Origin of the sequence: Streptomyces stelliscabiei (genome assembly GCF_014873495.1) — a bacterium.
Taxonomy (GTDB): domain Bacteria; phylum Actinomycetota; class Actinomycetes; order Streptomycetales; family Streptomycetaceae; genus Streptomyces; species Streptomyces bottropensis.
Genome location: NZ_JADBGF010000001.1, coordinates 9,262,025 through 9,288,789, shown reverse-complemented (window position 1 = coordinate 9,288,789; position 26,765 = coordinate 9,262,025). Strand labels below are relative to the sequence as shown.

24 protein-coding genes are annotated in these 26,765 nt (G+C 71.9%); 16 read left to right on the top strand and 8 right to left on the bottom strand.

Translation table 11 applies throughout. The features are described 5' to 3' along the window. Positions 1 to 16 precede the first annotated feature (16 nt). The 6 genes from H4687_RS40540 (at position 17) to katG (ending at position 6,914) form a co-directional block, all read left to right on the top strand. Positions 17 to 772 carry a (Fe-S)-binding protein gene (locus H4687_RS40540; RefSeq protein WP_046915203.1) on the top strand — a complete coding sequence of 252 codons (756 nt, stop codon included), beginning with the start codon at positions 17 to 19 and terminating at the stop codon, positions 770 to 772. Continuing rightward, entirely contained in the window at positions 769 to 2,247 is a 1,479-nt protein-coding gene (locus tag H4687_RS40535) for a LutB/LldF family L-lactate oxidation iron-sulfur protein (protein ID WP_179859948.1), read from the top strand. Before H4687_RS40540 ends, H4687_RS40535 begins: the two co-directional genes overlap by 4 nt. After that, positions 2,244 to 2,897, top strand: a complete 654-nt coding sequence (locus H4687_RS40530) for a LutC/YkgG family protein (RefSeq protein WP_046915202.1) — start codon at positions 2,244 to 2,246, stop codon at positions 2,895 to 2,897. The genes H4687_RS40535 and H4687_RS40530 overlap by 4 nt, the downstream gene beginning before the upstream one ends. Positions 2,898 to 3,043: 146 nt before the next feature. Then, a complete protein-coding gene (locus H4687_RS40525; protein ID WP_046915201.1) occupies positions 3,044 to 3,838 on the top strand; it encodes an SAM-dependent methyltransferase in 795 nt (264 codons plus the stop codon). 391 nt (positions 3,839 to 4,229) lie between these two features. Beyond that, a complete protein-coding gene (locus H4687_RS40520) occupies positions 4,230 to 4,673 on the top strand; it encodes a Fur family transcriptional regulator (RefSeq protein WP_005484126.1) in 444 nt (147 codons plus the stop codon). Between the two features lie 24 nt (positions 4,674 to 4,697). After that, positions 4,698 to 6,914, top strand: coding sequence for a catalase/peroxidase HPI (katG, locus tag H4687_RS40515; protein ID WP_046915199.1), 2,217 nt, complete (start codon positions 4,698 to 4,700; stop codon positions 6,912 to 6,914). Positions 6,915 to 7,000: 86 nt separating this feature from the next. Here the strand turns inward: katG and H4687_RS40510 are convergent, their stop codons facing one another. Continuing rightward, positions 7,001 to 7,777 carry an SDR family oxidoreductase gene (locus H4687_RS40510; protein WP_046915198.1) on the bottom strand — a complete coding sequence of 259 codons (777 nt, stop codon included), beginning with the start codon at positions 7,775 to 7,777 and terminating at the stop codon, positions 7,001 to 7,003. A 309-nt stretch (positions 7,778 to 8,086) separates the two neighbouring features. Here H4687_RS40510 and H4687_RS40505 point away from each other — a divergent pair, with 309 nt between their 5' ends. Next, positions 8,087 to 9,127 (top strand): L-idonate 5-dehydrogenase, encoded by a 1,041-nt coding sequence (locus H4687_RS40505; protein ID WP_046915197.1) that lies wholly within the window; start codon positions 8,087 to 8,089, stop codon positions 9,125 to 9,127. Between the two features lie 6 nt (positions 9,128 to 9,133). On the opposite strand, the gene H4687_RS40500 is transcribed toward H4687_RS40505, so the two are convergent. Both H4687_RS40500 and H4687_RS40495 read right to left on the bottom strand, forming a co-directional pair. Continuing rightward, positions 9,134 to 11,350, bottom strand: a complete 2,217-nt coding sequence (locus H4687_RS40500; protein WP_046915196.1) for an alpha-L-fucosidase — start codon at positions 11,348 to 11,350, stop codon at positions 9,134 to 9,136. Positions 11,351 to 11,515: 165 nt separating this feature from the next. Beyond that, positions 11,516 to 12,577, bottom strand: a complete 1,062-nt coding sequence (locus H4687_RS40495) for a Gfo/Idh/MocA family protein (protein ID WP_046915195.1) — start codon at positions 12,575 to 12,577, stop codon at positions 11,516 to 11,518. A 273-nt stretch (positions 12,578 to 12,850) separates the two neighbouring features. On the opposite strand from H4687_RS40495, the gene H4687_RS40490 reads away from it, so the two are divergent. Beyond that, on the top strand, positions 12,851 to 13,516 hold the full coding sequence (locus tag H4687_RS40490; RefSeq protein ID WP_046915194.1) for a DUF6215 domain-containing protein: 666 nt from the start codon (positions 12,851 to 12,853) through the stop codon (positions 13,514 to 13,516). A 23-nt stretch (positions 13,517 to 13,539) separates the two neighbouring features. Here H4687_RS40490 and H4687_RS40485 read toward each other — a convergent pair whose 3' ends face one another. The 3 genes from H4687_RS40485 to H4687_RS40475 all read right to left on the bottom strand — a co-directional run bounded on the left by H4687_RS40485 (position 13,540) and on the right by H4687_RS40475 (position 16,179). Then, positions 13,540 to 14,715, bottom strand: a complete 1,176-nt coding sequence (locus H4687_RS40485) for an FAD-dependent monooxygenase (protein ID WP_046915193.1) — start codon at positions 14,713 to 14,715, stop codon at positions 13,540 to 13,542. Between the two features lie 92 nt (positions 14,716 to 14,807). Next, on the bottom strand, positions 14,808 to 15,674 hold the full coding sequence (locus H4687_RS40480; RefSeq protein ID WP_046915192.1) for an AraC family transcriptional regulator: 867 nt from the start codon (positions 15,672 to 15,674) through the stop codon (positions 14,808 to 14,810). Between the two features lie 118 nt (positions 15,675 to 15,792). After that, positions 15,793 to 16,179: a hypothetical protein gene (locus H4687_RS40475; RefSeq protein ID WP_046915191.1), complete on the bottom strand. Its 387-nt coding sequence runs from the start codon at positions 16,177 to 16,179 to the stop codon at positions 15,793 to 15,795. 101 nt (positions 16,180 to 16,280) lie between these two features. On the opposite strand from H4687_RS40475, the gene sigJ reads away from it, so the two are divergent. Beyond that, positions 16,281 to 17,222 (top strand): RNA polymerase sigma factor SigJ, encoded by a 942-nt coding sequence (gene sigJ, locus H4687_RS40470; RefSeq protein WP_046915190.1) that lies wholly within the window; start codon positions 16,281 to 16,283, stop codon positions 17,220 to 17,222. A 91-nt stretch (positions 17,223 to 17,313) separates the two neighbouring features. Here sigJ and H4687_RS40465 read toward each other — a convergent pair whose 3' ends face one another. Beyond that, positions 17,314 to 18,618 (bottom strand): cytochrome P450, encoded by a 1,305-nt coding sequence (locus H4687_RS40465; protein ID WP_046915189.1) that lies wholly within the window; start codon positions 18,616 to 18,618, stop codon positions 17,314 to 17,316. A 20-nt stretch (positions 18,619 to 18,638) separates the two neighbouring features. After that, entirely contained in the window at positions 18,639 to 19,994 is a 1,356-nt protein-coding gene (locus H4687_RS40460; RefSeq protein ID WP_046915188.1) for a glutamine synthetase family protein, read from the bottom strand. A gap of 213 nt (positions 19,995 to 20,207) precedes the next feature. Here H4687_RS40460 and H4687_RS40455 point away from each other — a divergent pair, with 213 nt between their 5' ends. From H4687_RS40455 to H4687_RS40425, 7 genes are all read left to right on the top strand, one after another. Then, positions 20,208 to 20,396, top strand: a complete 189-nt coding sequence (locus H4687_RS40455) for a ferredoxin (protein WP_005484148.1) — start codon at positions 20,208 to 20,210, stop codon at positions 20,394 to 20,396. 5 nt (positions 20,397 to 20,401) lie between these two features. Continuing rightward, positions 20,402 to 21,592 (top strand): NAD(P)/FAD-dependent oxidoreductase, encoded by a 1,191-nt coding sequence (locus H4687_RS40450; RefSeq protein ID WP_046915187.1) that lies wholly within the window; start codon positions 20,402 to 20,404, stop codon positions 21,590 to 21,592. 14 nt (positions 21,593 to 21,606) lie between these two features. After that, positions 21,607 to 22,419, top strand: a complete 813-nt coding sequence (locus H4687_RS40445; protein ID WP_046915186.1) for an acetoacetate decarboxylase family protein — start codon at positions 21,607 to 21,609, stop codon at positions 22,417 to 22,419. Positions 22,420 to 22,569: 150 nt separating this feature from the next. Then, complete coding sequence (locus tag H4687_RS40440) at positions 22,570 to 24,030, top strand: aldehyde dehydrogenase (protein WP_046915185.1); 1,461 nt, start codon at positions 22,570 to 22,572, stop codon at positions 24,028 to 24,030. Then, the gene (locus H4687_RS40435) at positions 24,023 to 24,967 is read left to right on the top strand and encodes a 3,4-dihydroxyphenylacetate 2,3-dioxygenase (protein ID WP_046915184.1); all 945 of its coding nucleotides are present in this window, start codon (positions 24,023 to 24,025) and stop codon (positions 24,965 to 24,967) included. Before H4687_RS40440 ends, H4687_RS40435 begins: the two co-directional genes overlap by 8 nt. Positions 24,968 to 24,986: 19 nt before the next feature. Next, positions 24,987 to 25,832, top strand: a complete 846-nt coding sequence (locus tag H4687_RS40430) for a fumarylacetoacetate hydrolase family protein (RefSeq protein ID WP_050398620.1) — start codon at positions 24,987 to 24,989, stop codon at positions 25,830 to 25,832. A 57-nt stretch (positions 25,833 to 25,889) separates the two neighbouring features. Continuing rightward, positions 25,890 to 26,576, top strand: a complete 687-nt coding sequence (locus H4687_RS40425) for a TetR/AcrR family transcriptional regulator (protein ID WP_050398619.1) — start codon at positions 25,890 to 25,892, stop codon at positions 26,574 to 26,576. The last annotated feature ends 189 nt before the right edge of the window (positions 26,577 to 26,765 follow it).

Genomic DNA, 26,765 nt, shown 5'->3' with positions numbered 1-26,765 from the left:
CCCCCAAGGAGCCGCGATGCGTGTCGCCCTGTTCCTGACCTGTGTCAACGACACGCTCTATCCGGACACCGGCCGCGCCGTGGTGAAACTGCTGACCAGGCTGGGCGTCGACGTCGACTTCCCGAGCGGGCAGACCTGCTGCGGACAGGCCCACTACAACACCGGGTACCGCCACGAGGCCGAGCCGCTGGCCCAGAAGTTCTCCGATGTATTCAGGGACTACGAGGCGATCGTGACACCGTCCGGCTCCTGCGGGGCGATGGTGCGCGAGCTGTATCCGCGGATGGGCGAGCGGGCGCGGGCGGAGGGGCGCGGGGACACCCTGGCGCGGACCCTGGCTCCCGTGGTGCCGAAGACGTACGAGCTGACCAAGTTCCTGGTGGACGTGCTGGGGGTGACCGACGTCGGCGCGTACTACCCGCACAAGGTGACGTACCACCCCACCTGCCACGGGCTGCGCAGCCTCGGTCTCGGTGAGCGGCCCCGGCGGCTGCTCCAGGCCGTGAAGGGGCTGGAGCTGGCGGAGCTGCCCGGCGCGGACGAGTGCTGCGGCTTCGGCGGCACCTTCGCCATGAAGAACTCCGACGTCTCGGCGGCCATGGGCGCGGACAAGGTGCGCAACGCCGAGTCGACGGGCGCCGAGGTGCTGTGCGCGGCCGACAACTCCTGTCTCATGCACCTCGGCGGCACGATGACCCGGCTGCGCACGGCCGTCCGGCCCGTGCACATCGCGGAGATTTTGGCGAGCACGGAAGAGGAGCCTCTCGCATGAGTGGGACGTTCGTCGGTATGCCGGCCTTCCCGAAGGCCGCGCACGAAGCCGTCCACAACACGACGCTGCGCGGCAATCTGCGCCACGCCACGCACACCATCCGCGCCAAACGCGCCGCCGCGGTCGCGGAGGTGTCCGACTGGGCCGCGCTGCGCGAGGCCGGCAAGCAGATCAAGGACCACACGCTCCGTCATCTGGACCGGTACCTGGTACAGCTGGAGGAGTCGGTCACGGCGGCCGGCGGCACGGTCCACTGGGCCGCCGACGCGGACGAGGCCAACCGGATCGTCACGTATCTCGTCAAGGCGACCGGCCGGAGCGAGGTCGTCAAGGTCAAGTCGATGGCCACGCAGGAGATCGGGCTGAACGAGGCCCTCGAAGCCGAGGGGATCCACGCCTACGAGACCGATCTCGCCGAACTCATCGTGCAGCTGGGCAAGGACCGGCCCTCGCACATCCTCGTCCCGGCGATCCACCGCAACCGGGGCGAGATCCGGGACATCTTCGCGCGCGAGATGAGCGAGTGGGGCCGCCCGGCCCCGGAGGGTCTCACCGACACGCCGGCCGAGCTGGCGGAGGCCGCGCGGCTGCATCTGCGGGAGAAGTTCCTGCGCGCCGAGGTCGGTGTCTCCGGCGCCAACTTCATGGTCGCCGAGACCGGCACGCTGGTGGTCGTGGAGTCCGAGGGCAACGGCCGGATGTGCCTCACCCTGCCCGAGACGCTGATCTCCGTCGTCGGCATCGAGAAGATCGTCCCGACCTGGCAGGACCTGGAGGTGTTCCTGCAGACCCTCCCCCGCTCCTCGACGGCCGAACGCATGAACCCGTACACCTCCACGTGGACCGGCACGACGGACGAGGACGGACCGCGGACCTTCCATCTGGTCCTCGTCGACAACGGCCGCACCGACACGCTCGCCGACGAGGTCGGCCGCCAGGCCCTGCGCTGCATCCGCTGCTCGGCCTGCCTCAACGTCTGTCCCGTCTACGAGCGGGCCGGCGGCCACGCGTACGGCTCGGTCTACCCGGGCCCCATCGGCGCCATCCTCAGCCCCCAGCTCCGGGGCACACGCAGCGAGATCGACGCCTCCCTGCCGTACGCCTCCTCGCTGTGCGGTGCCTGCTACGAGGTGTGCCCGGTCGCCATCGACATCCCGGAGGTGCTGGTGCATCTGCGGGAGCGCGTCGCGCAGGGCGCCATCGTGACGGAACGGGGGAACAAGGTCGTGCTCAAGCCCGCGAAGGGGCACGCCGCCGAGCGGGCGGCGATGCGCGCGGCCCGCTGGGCGTTCAGCCACCCCGGCGCGCTGCGCACGGGGCAGCGGCTGGCGTCGCGCACCCGCCGCTTCCATCCCCGGACCCTGCCGGGCCCCGGCAGGGCGTGGAGCGCCAGTCGCGATCTTCCCGCGCTGCCGCCGGAGCCCTTCCGGGACTGGTGGCAGCGTACGAACGGCGGAAAGGACGCGGGCAAGTGAGCAGCAGGGATCTGATCCTGGGCCGGGTGCGACGGGCGCTGGCCGACGTGCCCCGGGACGACACGCCGTACGAGCGCGCGGTCGAGCGGGGGTATCTGCGGGAGCACGGCGGGCTGGACGTCGGGCGGACGGTGGAGCTGCTGGCGGAGAACCTGGCGGACTACCGGGCGCTCGTGCACCGGACGGACGCGGACGGCCTTCCCGGAGTCCTCGCCCGGCTGCTGCGCGAGCACGGCTCGACATCGGTGCTGACCCCCCCGGGGCTGCCCGCTCCCTGGCTGGCGGCGACCGGGGTGACGCGGGTGCCCGACCGCGGCGAGAGCACCGCGGACGAGCTGGACCGGGTCGACAGCGTCGTCACCGCCTGCGCTCTGGCCATCGCCGAGACCGGCACGATCGTCCTGGACGGCTCTCCCGACCAGGGCCGCCGCCGGATCACCCTGGTGCCCGACCACCACATCTGCGTCGTCCGCGTACCGGAACAGGTCGTGTCGTCGGTGCCGCAGGCCCTCGAACGCCTCGACCCGGCCCGCCCGTTGACCTGGATCTCCGGCCCGTCCGCCACCAGTGACATCGAGCTGGACCGGGTGGAGGGCGTGCACGGTCCTCGCACGCTGGAGGTGGTGCTGGTGACCGGGAGCGAGGAGTAGGACGACCCGAGCCCTTCCGAGGGTCCGAGGGAGTGTTCGGCCGGATCTCGACGGTGGGCGGTCGTTCCGATGGCTGTCCACCGGTCACGTACATGGCGATCTTGCTAGGTTGTCGGCGGCTACAGGCGCCAACACGGGGAGCATCCATGCCACTTGACCGTCCGGTGATCAACAGCGGCGTTCCGCACTCGGCGCGGATCTGGAACTACTGGCTCGGCGGCAAGGACTGCTACGAGATCGACCGGCAGGTCGGTGACGAGATACGCGCGGTCAACCCGCAGATCGTCGACATCGCCCGCGCCCAGCGGGCGTTCCTGCGCCGCGCGGTCACCCACCTGACCGAGGAGGCCGGCTTACGCCAGTTCCTCGACATCGGCACCGGGCTGCCCACCGCGGACAACACCCACGAGGTGGCCCAGCGCTCGGCACCGGACGCGCGGATCGTCTACGCCGACCACGACCCCACCGTCCTCGTCCATGCCCACGCCCTGCTCACGAGCACCCCCGAGGGCGCCACCGCCTTCGTCGCCGCCGACCTGCGCGACCCGGACACCATCCTGGAGCGCGCGGCCGACACCCTGGACCTCACCCGCCCGGTGGGCCTGGTGCTGCTCGGGATCACCGCCCATGTGCCCGACGAGAGCGTGTACGGCATCGTCGCCCGGCTCCTGGACGCCCTGCCCTCCGGCAGCCACCTCGTGCTCGCCGACAGCACGGAGGTCCACCGGCCGGAGGCGATGCGCGCGATGGTCGCGCACTGGAACGCGGCGAGCGACAACCCGCGGGTCAACCGCTCCCCCGAGCAGCTCACCCGTTTCTTCGACGGGCTGGAGCCGCTGGCACCCGGGCTGGTCTCCGTGGCCCGGTGGCGGTCCGGGCCGGGCGGCTCGGACGAGCCGTCGGAGGTGGACTGTTTCGGCGGCGTGGCCCGCAAGCCCTGAAGGGCGCGGCACCGCGACGAGGGCACGGGAACACGGCGCCCACAGCACCTATGGCACATGCTGGCCGGCCTCGGTGTGGCGGTGCAGGGTCTCGGGCTGGCGCAGGCCGGTGCGGTGAGCGGGGGTGTGGCCGGTGGTCGCGGGGCGGGCGGCGGCGGTCGTCCTCGCCTCCCTGTACCCGGCCCTCCCCACGGTCCTCGGCCTGACCCCGCTCCACGAACGGGTGACCTCGCGGCAGGCGATCGGCCTCGTCGGCGCGGCCGTGGCCGTCGTCCTGCTCACCCTTGGCCGACGGGCCCCGGCCGTCACGCACGGTGGCCGAAACGGCATCATAAACTTGGGTCATTCGTTTTCTTGAACTCTTCGTGTTTATGAGGGTAGGTTGGTCCCCATGACCGCATCCCAGCCTCCGAACACCGCCGTGGAACTGCGCGGTGCCGGCCTGCGGGTGACGGCCGCGCGCGTGGCGCTGCTGGAGACCGTCCGGGACGGCGACCACCTCGGCGTCGAAGCGATCGCCGCAGGGGTGCGCGACCGTGTGGGCCACATATCGCTCCAGGCCGTGTACGAAGCGCTCAACGCACTGGCCGGCGCGGGGCTCGTGCGCCGCCTCGAACCACCCGGCAGCCCCGCCCTGTACGAGGGCCGTGTCGGGGACAACCACCACCACCTCGTGTGCCGCAGTTGCGGTGCCGTGGTCGACGTCGACTGCGCGGTCGGGCACGCCCCGTGCCTGACCGCCTCCGACGACCGCGGCTTCGCGATCGACGAGGCCGAGGTCATCTACTGGGGCCTGTGTCCCCCCTGTTCCGCAGCCAGTACTTCAGCACCGTGATCCACCAGTTCCGGAAGGACTCCCATGACTGAGAACCACGACGCGATCGTCACGGACGCGAAGCCCGAGGAGACGGGCGGCTGCCCGGTCGCCCACGGGCGTGCCGCGCACCCGACCCAGGGCGGCGGGAACCGTCAGTGGTGGCCGGAGCGGCTCAACCTGAAGATCCTCGCCAAGGACCCCGTGGTGGCGAACCCCCTCGGCGGGGAGTTCGACTACGCCGAGGCGTTCAACAACCTCGACCTCGCCGCCGTGAAGCAGGACATCGCCGAGGTGCTGACCACCTCGCAGGACTGGTGGCCGGCCGACTTCGGCAACTACGGCCCGCTGATGATCCGTATGGCCTGGCACAGCGCCGGTACGTACCGCATCAGCGACGGCCGCGGCGGTGGCGGCCGCGGTCAGCAGCGCTTCGCGCCGCTGAACAGCTGGCCGGACAACGGCAACCTGGACAAGGCCCGCCGTCTGCTGTGGCCGGTCAAGAAGAAGTACGGCCAGTCGATCTCCTGGGCCGACCTCATGATCCTCACCGGTAACGTCGCCCTGGAGCAGATGGGCTTCGAGACCTTCGGCTTCGCCGGCGGCCGCGCCGACGTCTGGGAGGCCGACGAGGACGTGTACTGGGGTCCCGAGACCACCTGGCTGGACGACCAGCGCTACACCGGCGACCGCGAGCTGGAGAACCCGCTCGGCGCCGTCCAGATGGGTCTGATCTACGTCAACCCCGAGGGCCCCAACGGCAACCCGGACCCGCTCGCCGCGGCCCGCGACATCCGTGAGACCTTCCGCCGCATGGCGATGGACGACGAGGAGACCGTCGCCCTCATCGCCGGTGGTCACACCTTCGGCAAGACCCACGGCGCCGGCCCCGCGGACAACGTGGGCGACGACCCCGAGGCCGCCTCCATGGAGGAGCAGGGCCTGGGCTGGAAGTCCACCCACGGCACCGGCAAGGGCGGCGACGCCATCACCTCCGGCCTGGAGGTCACCTGGACCGCCACGCCGACCCAGTGGAGCAACGGGTTCTTCAAGAACCTGTTCGAGTTCGAGTACGAGCTGTCGGAGTCCCCGGCCGGTGCCAAGCAGTGGGTCGCCAAGGACGCCGAGGCGATCATCCCGGACGCCCACGACGCGTCGAAGAAGCACCTCCCGACGATGCTCACCACCGACCTGTCGCTCCGCTTCGACCCGATCTACGCGGAGATCTCGCGTCGCTTCTACGAGCACCCCGACCAGTTCGCGGACGCCTTCGCCCGCGCCTGGTTCAAGCTGACCCACCGTGACATGGGCCCGAAGTCGCTGTACCTCGGCCCGGAGGTCCCGGCGGAGACCCTGCTGTGGCAGGACCCGCTGCCGCAGGCCGAGGGCCCGGTCATCGACGCCGCCGACATCGCGGCGCTCAAGACCAAGCTCCTCGCCTCGGGTCTGACCGTCTCGCAGCTGGTGTCCACCGCGTGGGCGTCGGCCTCCACCTTCCGGTCCAGCGACAAGCGCGGCGGCGCCAACGGCGCCCGTATCCGCCTGGAGCCCCAGCGCGGCTGGGAGGTCAACAACCCGGACGACCTGCGTCACGTCCTGAGCGTCCTGGAGGGCGTGCAGGCGGACTTCAACGCCGGTGCCAAGAAGGTCTCCCTGGCCGACCTGATCGTCCTCGGCGGAGCCGCCGCGGTCGAGAAGGCCGCCAAGGACGCCGGCGTCGACGTCGAGGTGCCCTTCACCCCGGGCCGCGTGGACGCGACCGAGGAGCACACGGACGCCGAGTCGTTCGCGGCGCTGGAGCCGGCGGCCGACGGCTTCCGCAACTACCAGGGCAAGGGCAACCGCCTCCCCGCCGAGTACCTGCTGATCGACCGGGCGAACCTGCTCTCGCTGAGCGCTCCCGAGCTGACGGTCCTCGTCGGTGGTCTGCGGGTCCTGGGCGCCAACCACGCCGGGTCCACGCACGGTGTCTTCACCGGCACCCCGGGCGTGCTCACCAACGACTTCTTCGTCAACCTGCTCGACCTGGGCACGACGTGGAAGTCCACCTCCGCCGACCAGACCCTCTTCGAGGGCCGTGACGCGGACACCGGCGAGGTCAAGTGGACCGGCACCCGTGCCGACCTCGTGTTCGGCTCGAACTCCGAGCTGCGCGCCCTCGCCGAGGTCTACGCGAGCGACGACGCCAAGGAGAAGTTCGTGAAGGACTTCGTCGCGGCGTGGGCCAAGGTCGCCGACCTGGACCGCTTCGACCTGGTCTGATCCTCCCCATCACGGCGTCCGGGCCGGCCCCTCGCGAGGGGCCGGCCCGGACGTTCGTCGTGCCGTGGCCCCGGTCGCCTCCGGGGTCACGGACCACCCGGCCGGGGCGGGGCACTCACGGTGGGCGCGATGACCAGTTCCTCGACGACCGTGCGCGCGGGGAGCGTGGCGCACAGCAGGACGGCCCGTGCCACGTCCTCGGGGCGCACCATGGCGGCCCGCCGCTCCGCGCTCGGCGGGACGGGGCGGCTGTCGTGGGCGGGGGTGTCGACCGCGCCGGGCAGGATGCAGGTCGCCCGGATGTGTTCGTCGCGGAACGAGTTGCGCAGATAGGCCATGAAGTTGCGCACGCCCGCCTTCGCCGCGCCGTACGGGGCGCCGCCGAGCGGGGTGGGGCGCAGTGCGGCGAGCGAGGAGATCGTGATGACCGAGCCGCCGCCGCGCTCCAGCATGTCCGGGAGGAGCGCCTGGGTGAGGAGGTAGACCCCGGTGAGGTTGACCCCCAGGACGGCGTTCCACTCGTCCTCGCCGAGCCCGCGGACGTCACCGACCGGGCCGGCGCCGCCCGCGTTGTGGACGAGGATGTCCACGGGACCGACGAACTCCCGGGTCCGGTCGGCCAGCTCCCGCACCTCGTCGGCGTGCTCCACGTGCGCGGGGTGGGTGAACGCCGCGCCTCCGGCGTCCGTGACGGCGGCGGCGACCTCGTCGAGGACCTGCCGCCGTCGTCCGACGAGGACCACCGTCGCGCCCGCCTCGGCGAGCATCAGGGCCGTCTCCCGGCCGATTCCGCTGCCCGCCCCGGTGACCAGTGCGGTCTTCCCGTCGAGCGGTTTCGCGCGCTTCCCGTCCGGGTCGTCCATGTCGTCAGCCCTCTCCGCCGTGAACTCGCCTTCACTGCGGGGCAGTTCACCGCGAACGGGAGCACGGGTCAACGGGACGGCAGCCGGACCCCCAGCTCGTCCGCCGCCGACCCCAGCAGCGGGACCAGGGCGACGAGATCGTCCATGCTGCGACGGAAGGCGGGCGCGGCGGTGGAGAGGGCGGCGAAGACGGTGCCACCCTGCTCTCCCTCGCCCCCCCGCCTCGGACTTCGTGAACGGGCAGCTGCTGTACGTCGACGGCGGCATGCTGTCTGTCCTGTGAACCGGCCGACGCCTCAAGGAGCACCCATGCACGCGTGTGTAGTCCACGGAGCCGGCGATCTCCGCGTCGAGGAGCGGCCGTACGACGGCCCCGCGCCCGGTGAGATCGCGGTCGCCGTCGCCCTCGGCGGGATCTGCGGTTCCGATCTGCACTACTACCACCGAGGCCGGGTCGGCGACTTCGCCGTGAGCGAGCCCATGGTGCTGGGCCACGAGGTGGTGGGCCGGGTCGCCGCGCTCGGGGCCGGCGTCGAGGGACCGGACGCTCCGGCGGTGGGCGCGGCCGTCGCGATCCACCCCGCCACACCCTGCGGGGTCTGCCCCGAGTGCGCGCGCGGCACCCGCAACGTCTGCGCCCACACCCGCTATCTGGGCAGCGCGGCCCACACCCCGCATGTGCAGGGCGGGTTCGCGCAGCGGATCACCGTGCCGGCCGGCCAGGTGCGGGAGCTGCCGCCGGGGCTCGGTCTGCGGCGTGCCGTGCTCGCCGAGCCGCTGGCGGTGGCGCTGCACGCGGTGCACCGGGCGGGTGCGGTCGGCGGCAGGCGGGTGCTGGTCACCGGGGCCGGTCCGATCGGTCTGCTGGTCGTGGCCGCGCTGCGGCACGCGGGCGCCGCCGAGGTCGTCGTCAGCGACCTCCACGAGGAGCCGCTGCGGATCGCCGGCGAGGTCGGCGCCACCGCCGTCGTGCGGGCGGACCGGCCCGCCGATCCCGCCTGGGCCGGGGTCTTCGACCTCGCCGTGGAGGCGTCCGGGGCACCGGCCGGGCTGCGCAGCTGTGTGGAGCGGGTACGGCGCGGTGGCGTCGTGGTCATGCTCGGGCTGCTGCCGCCCGGGGAGATCGGGCTGCTCGGCAATGTCGCGGTCACCCGTGAGCTGGAACTGCGCGGGTCCTTCCGCTTCGACACCGAGTTCGACGAGGCCCTGTCCCTGTTGGCCCAGGGCCTCCCGGTCGACGCGGTCGTCACGCACACCTTCCCGTTGGAGCGGTCCGTCGCCGCGTTCGACACCGCTCAGGACCGCACGGTCGCCTCCAAGGTGCTGCTGGAGCTGTCCGGGGAGGCGTGAGGGGCGTCAGACCTCGGTGAGGGTCCACAGCAGGTTGGCGCTGTTGCCCCAGGTCCACTGTTTGGCGGGCGAGCCGGAGGGGACGTCGCCGCCGCCGTCGAGGACGAGTCCCGTGGTGCGGTTGGCGAGGGAGTGGCGGCCGTCGCCGCGGTGGGTGATCAGCCAGTGCTGGTCGGTCCCGTTGTTCCAGGCCGCCTGCCGCAGGGCGGAGCCGTCGCCGGTGGCGCCCCACCCGTCGGCGACCAGGCCGCTCGCCCGGCTCTCCAGTCTGTAGTAGCCGTTGCCGAGGGCGACGGCGTACCACTGCAGGTGGGTGGAGCCGTCCCACGTCCACTGCTTGACGGGGGAGCCGCTCGGCACGTCTCCGCCGTTGTCCAGGGCGAGCCCGTTGGTGACGTTGGTGATCCGGAAGCGCGCGGTGGGATCGAACACGACCCGCAGCGAGGCGATCCTGTCCCGGACCCGGGGAGTGTCGGCGGTGTAGGTCCACTCGGTGCCGGTGAGGTCGTCCCCGGAGAAGCCGATCAGCCGGTGGGCCGGGGCGAGCTTCAGCGAGGAGAGCCTGCGCGGCTCCAGACCGGCCAGGGTGAGCTGTTCGGCGTCGTGGTCGCCGAGGGCGAGTACGGTGCCGTCGCCTCTGAAGCGCGGGTCCGCGAAGGCCAGCGCCCCGGCGTGGGGCCGGAGCACGGGGATACGGCCGGAGAAGCGGAACCTGAGGACGTACGCGGGAGCGTCGAACGGCTTCGTCGCCGGGAGCGTCACCTTCAGCCCGGTCGCGCTCTGTTCCGGGGTGCCGAGGTCGTGGTAGGTGCCGGCTTCGGAACCGAGGAGTTCCACTGCGGTGAGCGAGGCCAGGTCGATCCGGGCGGAGTCGAGCGTCTTCAGGGTCAGCGAGTCGCCGGGCCAGCCGAGGACGGTCGCGTAGAGGACGGTGCCCTCCTTGTCGCGGGTGAACCGGATGTCCCGGGCGGTGCCGGCGGTGGGCCGGGTGAAGGATCCGCCGCCCATCTTCGTCGGCCCTTCGCCGTACACGGTCCAGGCGCGGGTGCCGTAGACCGACTCGCCGAAGCGCTTCAGGTAGTCGCCGATGCCGAGCAGGATGTCCTTCTGGCCCTGCGGAATGGTGCCGTCGGCCTTCGGCGCGATGTTGAGCAGCACGCTGCCGTTCTTGCTGATCCGGTCGACGAACGAGTGCAGCATCTGCGCGAGGGAGTAGTAGCCGATGCCCTCGGTGTAGCACCAACTGGTGTTGGAGATGCTGTCGTCGGTGAGCCAGTAGGGCGCGGTGAGATCGGCGGGGCCGCCGCGCTCGTAGTCGAAGACCGAACTGTGGCTGTCGAAACCGTCCTTGTAGGTGGCGACGACCTCCTTGCCCCACGTGCCGGCCTGGTTGAAGTAGTACGACAGGAAGTTCAGCCGCTGCTTCTCGTCGACGTGGTCGAGCCGCCAGTCCTGCCAGAGAATGTCGGGCCGGGAGCGGTCGACGACCTCCTTGAGTTTGTCGTACCAGAGCTGGTTCTCGGCCTCTGGACTCAATTGCCCGTACAGCTTCTTGAGGCTGGGGTCCGACTGGGCGGGCACGCCCTCGAAGAAGCCGGTGTAGTTGTACGCGTGGTGCATCGCCACCAGGAGCTTCAGGTCCCTGGCCCGGATGGCGTCGGTGAACAGCTCCAGCAGGTCCAGCCCCGGGCCCTTGTCGACGGAGTTCCACTCGTTGACCCGGCTGTCCCACATCGAGTAGCCGTCGTGGTGCTCGGCGACCGGCCCGGCGAACCGTGCCCCCGCGTCGACGAACAGCTGGGCCCATTCCTCGGGGTCGAACCTCCCGCCGGCCGACTTGAGCTTCGGCGCGAACTGCGTGTGGTGGCCCGCGAGATCGTCGGCCCCGTCGATGAACCGGTGGTACGGCCAGTCGGCCGGGTCGCCGTACGTGTCGATGTGGTGCCTGTTGGCCTTCTGGCCAGGCAGGTACATGTTGCGGGGATACCACTCGCTGTCGTACGCCGGGACGCTGAAGGCACCCCAGTGGAAGTAGATGCCGAACTTGGCGTCCCGGAACCACTCGGGGGCGGCGGGGTGTCTGTTCACGGATTCCCAGGTCGGTTCGTAGGTTCTCGGCGTGGCGGCCGACGCACCACCGGCCGCGAACACGTCGGTGGCGGTGGCCGCCACGACGGCTGTGGCGCCCATCAGAAGCCCGCGCCTGCTGATCGATTGCGACATACGTACGAACGTCAGGCATGCGGGCCACCCTTGTCAACGACTGTACAGGGATGAATGCGGCTGGAGTGAAGAGTGATTAACCCCTTTGTCCGGACGTACGGCCACATGGGCCGATGGAGACATCACATGTATGTGTCTCCTACGGTGCCTAGGCATCGTCGTAGGTCAGTGAGGGAGAGCGGGGCGCGCGACGAGATCGACCTCGACGCGGACGCCCTCCCGCTGGGCACGGACGCCCGCCTCGGAGATCGCGGCGACGGCGTATCCGTCCCAGATGCCGGGTCCGGTGACCTCGCCCCGGCGGGTGGCGTCCACCCAGGCCTGCACCTGACGGTCGTAGGCGCCCTCGAAGCGTTCGAGGTAGCCCGGCGTGACCGTGCCGCCCCAGCGTCCGGCCGTGGTGACGAGCATGTCGTGTCCGTCGCCGATGCGGGCCGTGCCGTTCTCGCAGACCGCCTCGGCCTGGACCTGGTAGCCGTAGCGGGCGGTGAGGAAGATCTCGACGTCGGCGACGACGCCGCCGTCGGTCTCGAACACCACGAACTGCGGGTCGCTCAGACCCTGCGGGGCGTGGGCCGACGGCCGGGGCCGCAGCACGGTGACGGCGGTGATCTCCTGGCCGAGCAGCCAGCGGGTGACGTCCATCTCGTGGGCGACGGAGTCGTTGATCGCCATCGCGTCGGTGAACCCGGGCGGCGCCTCGGCGTTGCGGTGCCGGTGGTGCAGCAGCAGCGGCCGGCCCAGCTCGCCGCCGTCCAGCAGGGACTTGAGCCTGACGTACTCGCGGTCGTAGCGGCGCATGAACCCGACCTGCACCCGGCGGTGCCCCAGCCGCCGCTCGGCCTCCAGCAGGCGCAGTGCGGAGGCGGGGTCCGGGGTGAGGGGCTTCTCGCACAGGACGGGCAGGTCGTACTCGAACGCGGTGAGCAGGGCCGCCTCGTGGGCGGGGCCCGGGGAGGCGACGAGGACGGCGTCGACGCCCGGTGCGGCCAGCGCCTGCTCGGTGTCGGCGTAGGCGACGCAGCCCTCGACGCCGGCGGCGACCGCCTCGGCGCGCTCGGCGTCGAGGTCGACCACGGCGGCCACATGGGCGCCGCTGATCACCTCGGTGAGCCGGCGCACATGGTCGGCGCCCATCCGGCCGGTGCCGATGACGGCCACGCCGAGCGACGCGGACCGCGCGCCGGGTGAGTCCTGCCGAGAACCGGGTGAGTCCTGCGGGGACATGACGTTCCTGCCTCTCGTGTCCGGACGGACCCCTACGGGGAATCGTGTTTTGCCGCACTCCGCTCACAGGTTAGGCTCCCCCGGCACACGGGGGGCGTGTGCACATCAAGCTGGGGGCACGGGGGCATGACCGACGACGTCGAGGATTCCGGAACGGGTGCGGGAGCGGGTCGCGGAGCGGATCCGGGGCCGGGGGTGGGAGCGGTTCCGGGGCCGGAGGTCGGAGCGGTTCCGAGGGCGGGAGCGGGCGCGAGAGCGGGCTCCGGCAAGGAGATGAGCACGGCGGCCCAGGTGATATCGGCGGTGGCGACCGTCGGAGTGCTCCTGGGGGGCCTGTGGGCACTGGGAGACTTCCTCGACCAGACGCCCCGGACCCTGGGACCGGCCGCGTGTTCGTCCTCCGACGACGCCTCGCCCGCTCCGCGGGGCAAGGTCTCCGGGGCACGGCTGTGCACCGCCCTGAACCGCGCCGACCTGCCCGCGCTCCTCGGCACCCCGACCGAGCAGGCGGTGAGCGCGTCGGGCAGCGAGAGCGAGTCGAAGTGGGCCGACGGCACCACAACGGTCACCCCCGAGGCGAAGGTCGAGCTGGACACCTACGCCGTGGAGGTCTCGGCGTCCTACGAGGACCTCCCGGTCGCCGAGTCGGTCGGCTACCTGGGCGCCGACGCCACGAGCAGGACCGTCCTGGGACACCGGGCGGTCCTGTACTCGGGACAGACCATCGCCATCTCCTTCAGGCTCGACGGCAGCGACGCCGAGTCCGGCCCCGGCGGCGTCGCCCGCCGGCTGCTGGTCGCGACCGACCCGAAGGACAGCGGCAGCACCTACGAAATCGTCATCTGGCGCCAGGACTCCCAACGGCCCGACGACCAGGCCCTGTTCCGGATCGCCGAGAAGGTCCTGCCGACACTCCCGGGCTGGAAACCGGCCGACTGACCCCTCGTCGTGGCCCGTGACTCCTACGCCATGGGCCCGTCGAAGGTGTCGAGCGCCCAGGCACCCGCGTGGGGGCCGAACCCGTTCGGCCCCGCCTGCGCGGCCAGTCGGGCGTCGCGGGCACGGGCCTCCGGTCCGTCGGGCAGGTGGTAGTCCTCGCCGGCCCGCGCGGATCCGGCCTGCACCCGGGTGGCGGTGGCGAGCCGTCGGCGCACGTACCGGTCCAGCGCGTCGGGAACGTCGGCCGGTGCCGCGCCCGCGAGGCAGTCGCCGAGCACCGCCGCGTCGACCAGGGCCTGGGCCGCGCCCTGCGCGTGGAACGGCACCATCGCGTGGGCGCTGTCCCCGAGCAGGGCGACGCGCCCGACGTTCCAGCGGGCGAGCGGGGCGCGGGTGTGGATGCCGTACCGGAGCACCTCCCCAGCTCGTCCGAGGACGTCGCGCACCCGGGGGTCCCATCCGTCGAACGCGCGCAGGTACTCGCCCGGCTCGGCACGGGCGGTCCACGACTCCCGCGCAGCCCCGGTCCCGACGACGCCGACGACGTTGAGCAGTTCACCGCGCCGCACCCAGTAGTGCACGAAGTGCCGTCCGGGCCCGAGCCAGAGCGCGTACTCCGGGAGGTCCAGTCCGGCCACCTCGGCGGCCGGCAGCAGCGCCCGGTAGGCAGCCATCCCCGAGTACAGGGCCTCGTCGGCGCCGAACAGCCACCGGCGGGCCCGTGAACGTACACCGTCCGCGGCGACGACCAGGTCGGCGGACAGGCGTTCGCCGTCGGCCGTCGTCAGCCACACGGACCTGTCGTCCTGCTCGACACCGACGGCCACGGTGCCCAGACGCACCGACCCCGGCGGCACGGCGTCGGCCAGGGTCCGGTGCAGATCGGCCCGGTGGGTCTGCAGGTACGGCGCCCCGAACGCGTCCTCCACCTCGCGTCCCAGCGGGTAGCCGCAGATCTCGCCGCCGTCGGACCAGGTGCGAAAACTCAGCCGGGACGGCCGATGGGAGCGGGCGGCGACCGCGTCGAGCAGACCGAGCCGGCGCAGGACGCGGGTGGCGTTGGGCGCGAGCTGGATGCCCGCGCCGATCTCGGTGAACCGCGACGCCTGCTCGACGAGCGTCACCTCGCACCCGGCGCGCCGCAGACTCAGCGCCGCGGCCAGTCCCCCGATGCCCGCACCCACGACGATCGCCCGCATGCCCCCACCTCAGGTCGACGTCGTCCCACGCTACCGGCGGGCGAGGACGGGAGGCAGGCGCGCGACGACGGGAAGTCGCCGCGCGCCGGCGCTCAGAGCGGGGTCCGCTCCACCGGGATCCACAGCTCCGCGTCCGCCCGCGCCGCGTCCTCGGACAGCCGGGTCCGCAGGATCTCGGGGCCCGGCCGGCTGCGGTACGGATTGGACGGGAACCACTGGGTGAAGACGTCCCGCCACAGATACTGCAGCGCCTGCGGGAACGGTCCGGAGTTCTCGAACACGGCCCAGGTCCCGGCCGGGACGGTCAGCTCGTCCAGGCCCTCGGGCGCGGCGACGCGGGTCACCGCCCCGTGGAAGTAGTCGAGTTCGGTGCCCTCGGCCCGGCTGTCGTCGAGGTTGTCGCTGACGGAGACGATGCCCCGCGGTTCCTGGTCCGACAGGCTCTCGATGCGCCGCAGTGTCTCCTGGCCGATGCCCCGGATGAAGTCGGCGATCGCCGGGTTCACCCCCTCGTGCACCAGCGGGACCCTCGTCCCCCTGCCGACCACCCGGAACTCCTCCCTCTCCACGACTCGGTATCGCATGCTTCCGCTCCCTTCGACGACGAGGCGGAAGGACATCCGGGGCTGGGACCGCAGAGCCGCCCCGGTCCGCCGGGCCTCCCTGGGGCCGACGCCGTGCAGGGCGCGGAACGCCCGCGCGAACGCCTCCCCCGAGCCGTAGCCGTAGCGCACCGCGATCTCCAGCAGGGTCCGCTCGCCGGCCAGCACCTCGGCGCCGGCGACGGTGAGCCGCCGGCGCCGGACGTACTCCGACAGCGGCATGCCCGCGAGCGCGGAGAACATCCGCCGCAGGTGGTACTCCGACGTCACCGCGATCCGTGCCAGGTCGGCGACCTCGATCGGCTGATCGAGACGGTCCTCGATGTGCTCCATGGCCTGGTTGAGCCGTTCCAGCACCCCGGCCTCCTTCCTTTCACCCACCACGCTAGGAAGGAGCCACCCTGCCGCACCCGACATCCTGTGCCCGCTCCGGTCGGGCGCGGCGGTGGGCGGGAGCCGCGGGACGGCTCACGGCTCAGCGCCTGGCCAGGGCCAGCAGGCTCAGGCCGAACATCAGCACGCCCAGGGGGAGATGGACCGACGGGACGTGCGCGATGCCGAGCACGACCTGGACCGAGGCGAGTGCGAGGAAGCCGGAGGCGTGCAGGACCGGCCGCACGGGGCCGCCGCCCGGCTTCCACGCCAGCACCGCCGCGAGCATGTACAGCATGGACGCCCCGTACATCACCCGGGCGCCGACGCCGTGCAGGCTCTCCCCGTAGGACGAGGTCAGCAGCAGTCCGGCGGAGACCGCCTGGAGGAAGATGGTCAGGGTCTGCAGGGCGATCGCGATCCGCAGGAACGAGGAGCCGCGCCGTCCGTTCACCGTCGCCGTCGCCTTCGCCGTCATCTGGGTGGCCATGTCGTCGTCCCCGTTTCCGCCCGTGGGCAGTGGATCGATAAGGTCTCACCGGTTCGACGACGTGGGCCCGTGAAAGGTAAGGCGAGGGGGCGGCGGGAAGCATGGCGGCTGTCGGGACCGGCACGGACGCGGCGGAGGGCGAGCGAGGCCGACTGGTCAACGTCGCCTACCGGTTGCTCGGTTCGGTGACCGAGGCCGAGGACGCCGTACAGGACGCCTACGCACGCTGGTACGGGCTGTCACGGAGCCGCCAGGAGGAGATCCGCTCCCCCGGCGCCTGGCTGACCACGGTGACCGGCCGTGTCTGCCTGGACGTGCTCGGCTCGGCGCGGGTTCGCCGCGAGCGCTATGTCGGCGTGTGGCTGCCCGAGCCGCTGCCCGGCCGCGCCGGCCGGGACCGCGCGGGCGGCACCGGCCCCGGCGGTGCGGCGGACCCCGCCGATCCCGCCGACCTGATCGTCCTGGACGAGTCGGTGGACATGGCCCTCCTCGTCGTCCTGGAGTCGATGACGCCCGCCGAGCGGGTGGCGTTCGTCCTGCACGACGTCTTCCGGTACCCCTTCGCCGAGATCGCCGACGTGCTCGGCCGGACCCCCGCGGCGTGCAAGCAACTGGCCGCCTCCGCCCGTCGGCGGGTGGGGGCCGCGTCCGCTCCGGCGGCCCCGGTGACGGCGTCCGGCCGGGCGGAGGTGGTGCGGCGGGTCAAGGAGGCGTGGGAGGCGAAGGACATCGCGACCCTCGTCGCCCTCCTCGACCCGTCGGCCGTGCTGACCGCCGACGGAGGCGGCACGGTCGGCGCCGTCCTGCGCCCGGTCGAGGGCGGCGCGCGCATCGCCCGGTACCTGGTCGCCATCGCCGACATGGCCCCTGGACTCGAACTCCTGGAGCGGTCGGTCAACGGTGTGCCGGGCCTGGTGGCCCGGCGGGCCGGCGCCGTGACGACCGTGGCCGCGTTCGACGTCTCCGACGGACACGTCACGCGGATCTGGGCGGTCCGCAACCCCGAGAAGCTGCGGCCGTGGGCGCGGGAGGGCGGGCTGTAGGGCACGTGTCCCTCCCGGCTCCCCGCCCTCTTCGAGGGGCGCGCGACTCGGGCACCGGCGGGCATCTCCCCCACCGGTACCCGAGGGTGTGTCAGGCGAGGGTGACCTCGACCGGCAGCTTCTTGATGCCGTTGACGAAGTTGGAGCGCACGCGCGGCACCTCACCGACGAGGCGGATGTCGGCGAGGCGCGGGATCAGCTCCTCGAACATGATGCGGATCTCCGTGCGGGCCAGCAGATTGCCCAGGCACAGGTGCGGGCTGCCCTTGCCGAAGGTCACGTGGTCGTTGTCGGCGCGGGCGACGTCGAAGTCGTACGGGTTGCCGAAGACCGCCTCGTCACGGTTGCCGGAGGCGTACCACATGACGACCTTGTCGCCCTCCTTGACCTGCTTGCCACCGAGTTCCACGTCACGGGTCGCGGTGCGGCGGAAGTGGTAGACGGGGGACGCCCAGCGCAGGAACTCCTCGGTGGCCGCCGGGATCAGCGACGGGTCCTCCTGGAGGCGGGCCAGTTGCTCCGGGTGCTGGAGCAGGGCCAGCATGGAGTGGGTGATGGTGTGGCGGGTGGTCTCGTTGCCGGCCACGACGAGGAGCAGGAAGTAGTTGTCGAAGTCCTGGGCGGAGAGCGGGACCCCGTCGCGCGGGGTGGTGTTGACCAGCTTGGACACCAGGTCGGTGCCGTCGCCGCCGCGCCGCTGCCGGGCCAGTTCACGGCCGTACTCGAAGACTTCGAGGGAGGCGGGCGATCGGAAGGGCAGGTCGCGGTAGCGCTCGCTCTCCGCGCTGTGCAGCAGGACGTCCGCGTAGTCGGGGTCGGTGTTGCCGATGATGCGGTTGCCCCAGTCGATGAGGCGCTGGTTGTCCTCCGGGGGCACGTCCAGGAGCCGGGCGAGGACGTTGATGGGGAAGTCGGCGGAGACGTCGGCGACGAAGTCGAAGGTGCCCTTGGCGAGGGCCGCGTCGAGGGTGCGGGCGGTCAGGCCGCGCAGGAAGTCGGTGTAGCTGTTGATGACGTTCGCGCCGAACTGCCGCTGGATCACACTGCGCAGCGCGCGGTGGCGGACGCCGTCCAGCTCCAGGATGGAGGCGCGGATCTTGATCTGGTCGTCGTCGACCTCCTCCAGGTTGACGAACCGGGTGGAGGTGAAGGTCTCGGCGTCCCGGTCGACGCGGGCGATGTCGGCGTGCCGGGTCACCGCCCAGAAACCGGAGTTGGGGGCCTCCTCCGGCTGCCAGTGGACCGGGTCCTCGTGGCGCAGGGTGTGGAACATGCGCCACGGGGTGACGCCGTCGGTGAACTTGTCGAGGTCGGCGAGGTCCACGTCGTCCAGCGGCATGGGTTCCTGGACGGCCTCGCGTACGAGGGCGGAGGGAAGGTGGGCGGATGTGGTCATGGCAGTGGTTCTCCCGGGCTTCACAGGTGGTAGGCGTACTCGGTGAACTCCCAGTCGGTGACGTGCCGTTGGAAGCGTTCGACCTCATCGCGCTTGTAGGTGAGATACGAGGTGGTGAAGTCCTTGCCGAGGATCTCGGTGAGGGCGGTGTCCGCCTCCAGCGCGTCCAGGGCGGCGGGCAGGCTGGTCGGCAGCACGGCCGAGCGGGCGGTGTCGTAGCCGTAGCCCTCCAGCGGGGCGGGGGGTTCCTCGCCCGCGCGGACGCCGAGCAGCGCGGCGGCGATCGTGCCGGCGATGAGCAGGTACGGGTTGGCGCCGGCGTCGCCGAGCCGCAGTTCGAGACGGGCGCCGGAGCCGCGCTCGGGCGGGATGCGGACCATGGCGCTGCGGTTGTCCAGGCCCCAGTCGATCAGCCAGGGCGCGAGGGTGTCGGGGCCGAACCGCTTGTAGGAGTTGATCGTGGGGTTGGCGAGGGCGGCGAGGGCCGGGGCGTGGGCGAGGACTCCGGCGACGGCGTGGCGGGCGGTGTCGGAGAGCCCGTACCGGCCCGCGGGGTCGTCGAAGACATTGTGGCCCCGGTCGTCGTCGCAGGACAGGTGGAGGTGGAAGCCGGAGCCGCCCGCGTCGTTGAAGGGCTTGGCCATGAAGGTGGCGAGGCGGCCCTCCTTGCGCGCGAGTTCCTTGACGGCGGCCTTGAAGCGGAAGGAGCGGTCGGCGGCCGAGAGGGCCTCCGAATGCGTCAGGTTGATCTCGAACTGGCCGCCGTCGAACTCGTGGTTGCCGTTGGTGACGCCGATACGCAGGTCGCGCAGGTGCCGCAGGGTGCGCAGCAGGTGGTTGTCGGGGTCGGCGCGCAGACCGGCGGTGTAGACGGCTCCGGTGGCACCCGAGTACCGCTTGAAGCCGCTCGGGGACGCGGGGTCCTCGTCGCAGAGGAAGTACTCCAGTTCGGGGCCGACGACCGGGCGCAGGCCCTGCTCGGCCGAGCGGGCCAGCACCGAGCGCAGCAGGTCGCGCGGGGACTCGGGAGCGGGTGCCCCGGTGGCCGGGTCGATGGTCTCGCCGAGACAGGTGGCGACGCCCGGCTCCCACGGCAGGGCGATCAGGGTGTCGAGGTCGGGACGCACATGGATGTCGGGCAGGCCGGCGTCCAGGCCCCCGGCGACGGGGACGACATCGCCCTGGGGGGAGGTGTGGTAGACAGCCCGACAGAAGGCGAGCCCGTGCTCGCACGCCGTCGGCAGCTGGTCGAGCAGTACGTCGCGGGCCCGGTCGGTGCCGATGAGGTCGGGGTAGATCACCCGGACCACGTCGATGCCCTCTGCGGCCAGCCGCTCCTGGTGATGCCCGACGGCCGGCGTTTCAGATGCGCTCACCGTTGTCTCCTAGACGACTGGGGCCGATTGTTTGATGCCAAACGATAAGAACGTCTCCCTCGGCCCGCAAGGGGTCGGCCACAAAAAATTATCCACCTGGACAGGTATTGACCAGGGGGTGGCGGCTTCCTATGTTGTTTGAAGCCAAACGAGATACTTCGTCATCGGCTTCCCCACCCCGCCCGACGCCCTGAATCCCAGGAGGACCCGGCCATGAAGGTCGTCGTCGACATGAACAAGTGCCAGGACCACGGACAGTGCGTCTTCGCCGCCCCCGACGTCTTCCAGCTCGACGAGAACGGGCGCCTGGCCTACGTCAGCGACCCCGACGACGCGCTCCTCGACGAGGTCGAGGAAGCCGCCGACGTCTGTCCGCTCCAGGCCATCCGGATCGAGGGCTGAGCGCCATGACAGGACGCGTGGTCGTCGCGGGTGCCTCCATGGCCGGTCTGCGCGCCGCCGAACAGCTGCGGGCCGCGGGATGGACGGGGCCGGTCACCGTCGTCGGCGACGAGCCGCACATGCCCTACAACCGGCCCCCGCTCTCCAAGGAGGTGCTGGCCGGGAAGGCGCCCTTCGAGTCGCTCGCCTTCCGTCCCCGCGCGAGCGTGGCAGACGTGGAGTGGCGGCTCGGCACCAAGGTCGTCGCCGCGCGCCTCGACGAGCGGAGCGTGGAACTCGACGACGGCTCGTCGCTGTCCTACGACGCCCTGGTCGTCGCCACCGGCATGCGGCCCCGCCGGCTTACCTGCCCCGGCCCGCTCCCCGGGCGCCACACGGTCCGTACGCTGGCCGACGCGCAGGGCCTGCGCGAGGAGCTGACCCGGCCCGGTGCCCGGGTGGTCGTGATCGGCGCCGGGTTCATCGGCTGCGAGGTCGCCGCCACGGCCGTGGGTCTCGGGGTCGCCGAGGTGACCGTGGTCGATCCGCTGCCGCTGCCCATGGTCGCTCCGCTCGGTGACCTGCTCGGACGTGCGCTGCTGCGGCGGCACGAGGAGCGCGGGGTGCGGTTCGCGCTCGGCACGGGCGTCGCCGGTTTCGAGGGCGAGGACCGGGTCACGGGTGTGGTGCTCGGGGACGGGACCGTCCTGCCCGCCGACGTGGTGGTGGAGTCGGTCGGCTCTCTCGCCAACGTCGAGTGGCTGGAGGGCAACGGCCTCGACCTGTCCGACGGCGTGCTCACCTGCGAGCAGCTGAGGGTCGGCGGACGCCCCGAGGTGGTCGCCGTCGGCGATGTGGCCCGCTTCCCCAACGCCCGCTACGACGGCGTGCCCCGCCGCGTCGAGCACTGGTCCATCCCCACGGACACCGCCAAACACGCGGCGAAGGTCCTCACCGGCGCCGAGCCGCCCCCCTTCGCACCGCTGCCGACGTTCTGGAGCGACCAGCACGACTTCCGCCTGCAGTCCTTCGGCGCACCGGTCCTCGGCCGGGACGACGTACGGGTCCTGGAGGGCGACCCCGCCGGGGACGTCCTGGCCGGCTACCACCACGGCGGCCGGCTGGTCGGGGTCGTCGCGCTCGGCGGCCCCGGCATCGTGTCCGCCGCCGCTCGCCACCGCGCCGAACTGCTCAAGCAGCCCGCCCTCACCGCGTAAGGATCCCCCTGACCATGACCAGTGTCCGTGGATACTTCCACCCCAAGACCGCGAGCGGTGCCTCGTCGCTGATCCCGTCGCCGCCGTGGCGCTACTCGGGCGACCTGCTCACCGTCGAGTACCGCACGGATCCCGCGCGGGTGCGTGAACTGCTGCCGGAGCCGCTGGAACTGGCCGAGGAGGACCCCGGCGCGGTCGCGCTGATCTGGGCCGACTGGCAGTCCTGCTCGGCTTCGGCCACGGAACTGCTCGACCCGGTGCTCTCCCAGTACAAGGAGGCCTTCGCGGTCGTCCGCTGCCGGTACAAGGGGCGGACCTACTCGCGGTGCGTCTACATCTGGGTCGACAAGGACTTCGCGATCGCGCGCGGGCTGCACCAGGGGTATCCGAAGAAGCTGGGGTCCATCCACCAGACGCGGCCGCACCCCTTCGGACCGGCCCCGCGCATCGAGGCGGGGGCGCGCTTCGGGGCGACGCTCGCGGCCGCCGACCGACGGCTCGCGCAGACCGTGGTGACGCTGCGGGAACCGTCGGAGACGAACGGGTTCGTGAACGCCCACCCCATGGCGCACCACCGCTGGCTGCCGTCGATCGAGAAGGGCAAGGGCCTGGCGCTGGACGAGCTGATCGAGACCGGCGCCGCCTCCTTCGAGGGCGGCCGGCCGTGGGTCGGCGAGGCCGAGCTGGAGCTTTTCGAGGCGCCGACCGAGGAGTTGGCCCGGCTGTCGGTCGAGGAGCCGATCGCCGCGTACTACCGGCAGGTCGGGGTCGTCTGGGACGGCGGGCGGCTGCTGGAGTCCGGGCTGTCGGGCGCGCTCGCCGAGTAGAGCCGCCGGTCGGCGCGCGGGTCGCGTACCGCCGCCGTCGGCGCGGGCCGTCCGTGGCCGGTCGCGCCCACGCGGCCCACCGCCCGTCGCGACAGCCCCGCGCCCCCAGCCAAGCGGGTCCGCACCTATCCCGAGAAGGAATGTCCTTTCATGTCTGACAAAATCACCGTCGCCGGCGTCTCCGTCGACACCCGGCACTGGATCGGCGGGCGGCGGGTCGCCTCCGCCGAGACCTTCACCGACGTCTCTCCCATCGACGGCCGGGTCCTCGGCGAGATCGCCCGCGCCGGGACCGCCGAGGTCGAGGCCGCCGTCGCCGCCGCCCGTGCGGCGTTCCCCGGCTGGGCCGCCACCTCCCCCGCCGAACGCGCCCGCGTCCTGCACGCCGTCGCCGACGGGGTCGAGAAGCGGATCGAGGAGCTGGCGATCGTCGAGACCAACGACAACGGGGCGCTGCTGCGCTCGCACCGGCGGGGTGTGATGCCGCGCGTGGCGCACAACTTCCGGTTCTTCGCCGACCGGCTGCTCACGCTGGCGCACGAGGACTTCGAGACGCGCGGGCACACCAACAAGGTGAGCTGGGACCCGGCGGGCCCGTCCGTGCTGATCACGCCGTGGAACGCGCCGCTGATGCTGGCCACCTGGAAGGTCGCCCCGGCCCTCGCCGCCGGCAACACGGTGATCCTCAAGCCCGCCGAGTGGACCCCGCTGACCGCCTCGCTGCTGGCGGACATCGCCGCCGAGGCGGGACTGCCCGCCGGAGTGCTCAACGTCGTGCAGGGGTACGGCTCGGAGATCGGTGACGCGCTCACCTCGCACCCGGACGTGCGGCGGATCAGCTTCACCGGGTCCGTGCCCACGGCCAAGCGGATCGCCGCCTCGGCGGCGCCGAACCTCACTCCGCTCAGTCTCGAACTGGGCGGCAAGTCACCGCTGCTGGTCTTCGCGGACGCCGATCTGGACCTGGCCGTGGACCTCGCGGTGGAGCAGTACGACAACGCCGGGCAGGTCTGCCTCGCGGCCACGCGGTTCCTGGTCGAGGAGTCGGTCGCCGAGGAGTTCACCCGGCGGTTCGTGGCGAAGGCGTCGGCGCTGAAGCAGGGCGACCCCCGCGACGAGGCCACCGACGTCGGGCCCAACATCCACCCCCGGCAGCTGGAGAAGATCGACGGCTTCGTGCGGCGGGCCGTGGCCGACGGGGCCCGGGTGGTCATCGGCGGGCACCCCGGCGAGGGGCAGTACTACGCGCCCACCCTGCTCACCGACGTCGCCCAGGACTCGGAGATCGTGCAGGAGGAGGTCTTCGGGCCGGTCCTGACCCTGCAGACCTTCACCGACGAGGACGAGGCGGTCCGGCTCGCCAACGACACCCGCTTCGGACTGGCCGCCACCCTCGCCACCGGTGACACCGAGCGCGCCACCCGGGTGACCGAGCGGCTGGTGGCGGGCACGGTGTGGGTGAACTGCTTCTTCGTCCGCGACCTCCGGGCCCCCTTCGGCGGCTCCCGGCACTCCGGGGTCGGCCGCGAGGGCGGCACCTGGAGCTTCGACTTCTACTGCGACGTGAAGAACACCGTCACCGCGCCGAACGGATGGAACAACCATGGGTGAGATCGTCGGGGCGGGGCTCCTCGCCCATGTCCCCACCATCGTCCTGCCGGAGGCCGACCGGCTGGAGCTGAACGAGGGCAGGGAGATCACCCTCGTCACCGGTCTGCGGCAGCTGCGCGAGGACGTCTTCTCGCGCGACGACTACGACACCGTCGTGGTCCTCGACTCGCACTGGGCGACGACCGTCGAGTTCGTGGTCACCGCGCAGACGCGCCGGGCCGGCCTCTTCACCTCCGAGGAGCTGCCGCGCGGGATGTGCCGGATGCCGTACGACTTCCCCGGCGACCCCGAACTGGCCCGGAACATCGAGCGGTTCGCGGACGAGCACGGCACCTGGATCACCGCGATCGAGGACGAGTACCTGCCGATCTACTACGCCACGATCAACCTGTGGAAGTTCCTCGGCGAGGGTCTGCCCGACAAGCGCTGGGTGACCATCGGCGTCTGCCAGACCGGCGACATGGAGGACCATCTCCGGCTGGGACGGGCGCTCGCCGACGGCATCGCCGCCACCCCCGGGCGACGGGTCCTGATCATCGCCTCCGGCGCCCTCTCCCACACCTTCTGGCCGCTGCGCGAGCTGCGCGACCACGAGTCCAGCGATCCGGTGCACATCCGTACGCCCGAGGCCCGTGCGGCGGACCTCGAACGGATCGCCTGGTTCAAGGAGGGCCGGCACGACAAGGTCCTCGACACCATGGACGAGTTCTGGAAGTACAAGCCCGAGGCCAGGTTCTTCCACTACCTGATGATGGCGGGCGCGCTCGGCGAGCAGGCCTGTGTCGCCAGGGCCCGGCAGTACGGGGAGTACGAGAACTCCATCGGCACCGGACAGGTGCACCTGTGGTTCGACCGCCCGGCCCACGGCTGGACCGGCGACGACAGCGGCGGCACGTCCACGGCCGCCGGCCCGCACGACCCTCACACCCGCGACTAGCCCCACCCCTGGAGCCCTCATGCCCGAGTACCGCCGCATCCTCCTCGACGGGGCCACCGTCGAGGTCACCGTCGACGGCGACGAACTGGTCGCCGGGGACGGCCGCCGCGTCAAGATCGAGGAGGCCCACCACCTCCCGCCGGTCGTGCCGTCGAAGGTGATCGCCGTCCACCTCAACCACCGCAGCCGCGTGGACGAGTTCCGGATCGATCTGCCGGAGACGCCCACCTACTTCCACAAGCCGACCTCCTCCCTCAACAGCCACCGGGGCGCGATCGTCCGCCCCGACGGCTGCAAGTGGCTCAACTACGAGGGCGAGGTCGCCATCGTCATCGGCAGGACCGCCCGGAACATCGCGCCCGAGGACGCGGGCGCGTACATCGCCGGCTACACGATCGCCAACGACTACGGCCTGCACGACTTCCGTGACACCGACGCCGGTTCGATGCTGCGGGTGAAGGGTTCCGACACCCTGTGCCCGCTCGGCCCCGGGCTCGTCACCGACTGGGACTTCCACGGCAAGCGGCTGCGGACGTACGTCAACGGCGAGGTCGTCCAGGACAGCACGACGGACGAGATGAAGTGGGACATGCACTACCTCGTCGCCGACATCGCCCGCACGATCACGCTGTACCCGGGTGACGTCCTGCTCTCCGGCACCCCGGCCAACTCCCGGCCCGTCCGGCCCGGCGACGTCGTCGAGGTGGAGGTGGAGGGCCTCGGCCGGCTCACCAACCACGTCGTCACCGGCCCCACCGCGGTCCGCGCCGACGTCGGCGCACAGCCCACCGAGTCCGAGGAAGTGCTGTCCACGGCGCTCGGCGGCGACTGGGAGTTCCGTGGAGTCCGCCCGCCCCGGCGGTGATCCCGGCGGTGAGAGGGGCAGGCGGCGGGCCGGGGGCGGGCGGGTAGGGTCACGCGCATGACCGACTCCGCCTACGTCCCCGAGAGCCGACGGCCACGCAAGCGCCTCCACTACGGCGAGGGGCGGGACGCCCTGCTGAACGCCGCCGTGCGCGTGGTGGCGCGGGGCGGGCTGCGCCGGCTCACCTACCGGGCCGTCGCGGAGGAGGCGGGGGTCACCCACGGGCTCGTCGTGCACCACTTCGGCTCGCGCGACGCCCTGATCGAGGAGGCCCTCGCCCACACCATCCGCTCCTCGCTCGACACCAGCTCCCTGGAACCGGGCACCGGCAAGGTCGCCGACTTCTCCGTCGGGCTGTCGGAGATGGTCACGGCCGACCCGGACACCCAGGCGTTCCAGTACGAGCTGCTGCTGGAGTCCCGGCGGCGTCCGGAGCTGCTGCCCCAGATCCGCGAGCTGTACGACGAGTACTTCGACGCCGCCCGGCGCGAGCTGGGCCGGATACTGCCGGCCGGCGCCGACCAGGCGCTCGCCCGGCTGGTCTTCGCCGCGCTCGACGGTCTCGTCCTGCACCAGCTCGTCTTCGACGAGCCGGAGGTCACGGAACGGGCCGTGGAGGAGCTGCGCACCCTCCTGCGGCTGCTCCGCGCCGACGGCGACGCCTCCGACGACGGCGCGGCCTCCGACGCCTCCGCCACCTCCGACGACCAGGACGCGTACGACGCCGGCGAAGCCCGCGCATAGCCGCTGACCTCAGCGGTCATGGCCCCGGACGTGCCGCGTCCGGGGCTTTTCGCCATGCCCGCACGGGCCGTGAGAAGCCTGCGGAAAATCTTCACGAGACCCCTTGCCAAACGGATAGTTCAAGCCCACGATGAGGCAATTCGTTTGGGTCTAAACGAACCCCATCCCTCCCCGTCCCCGACAGGTGAT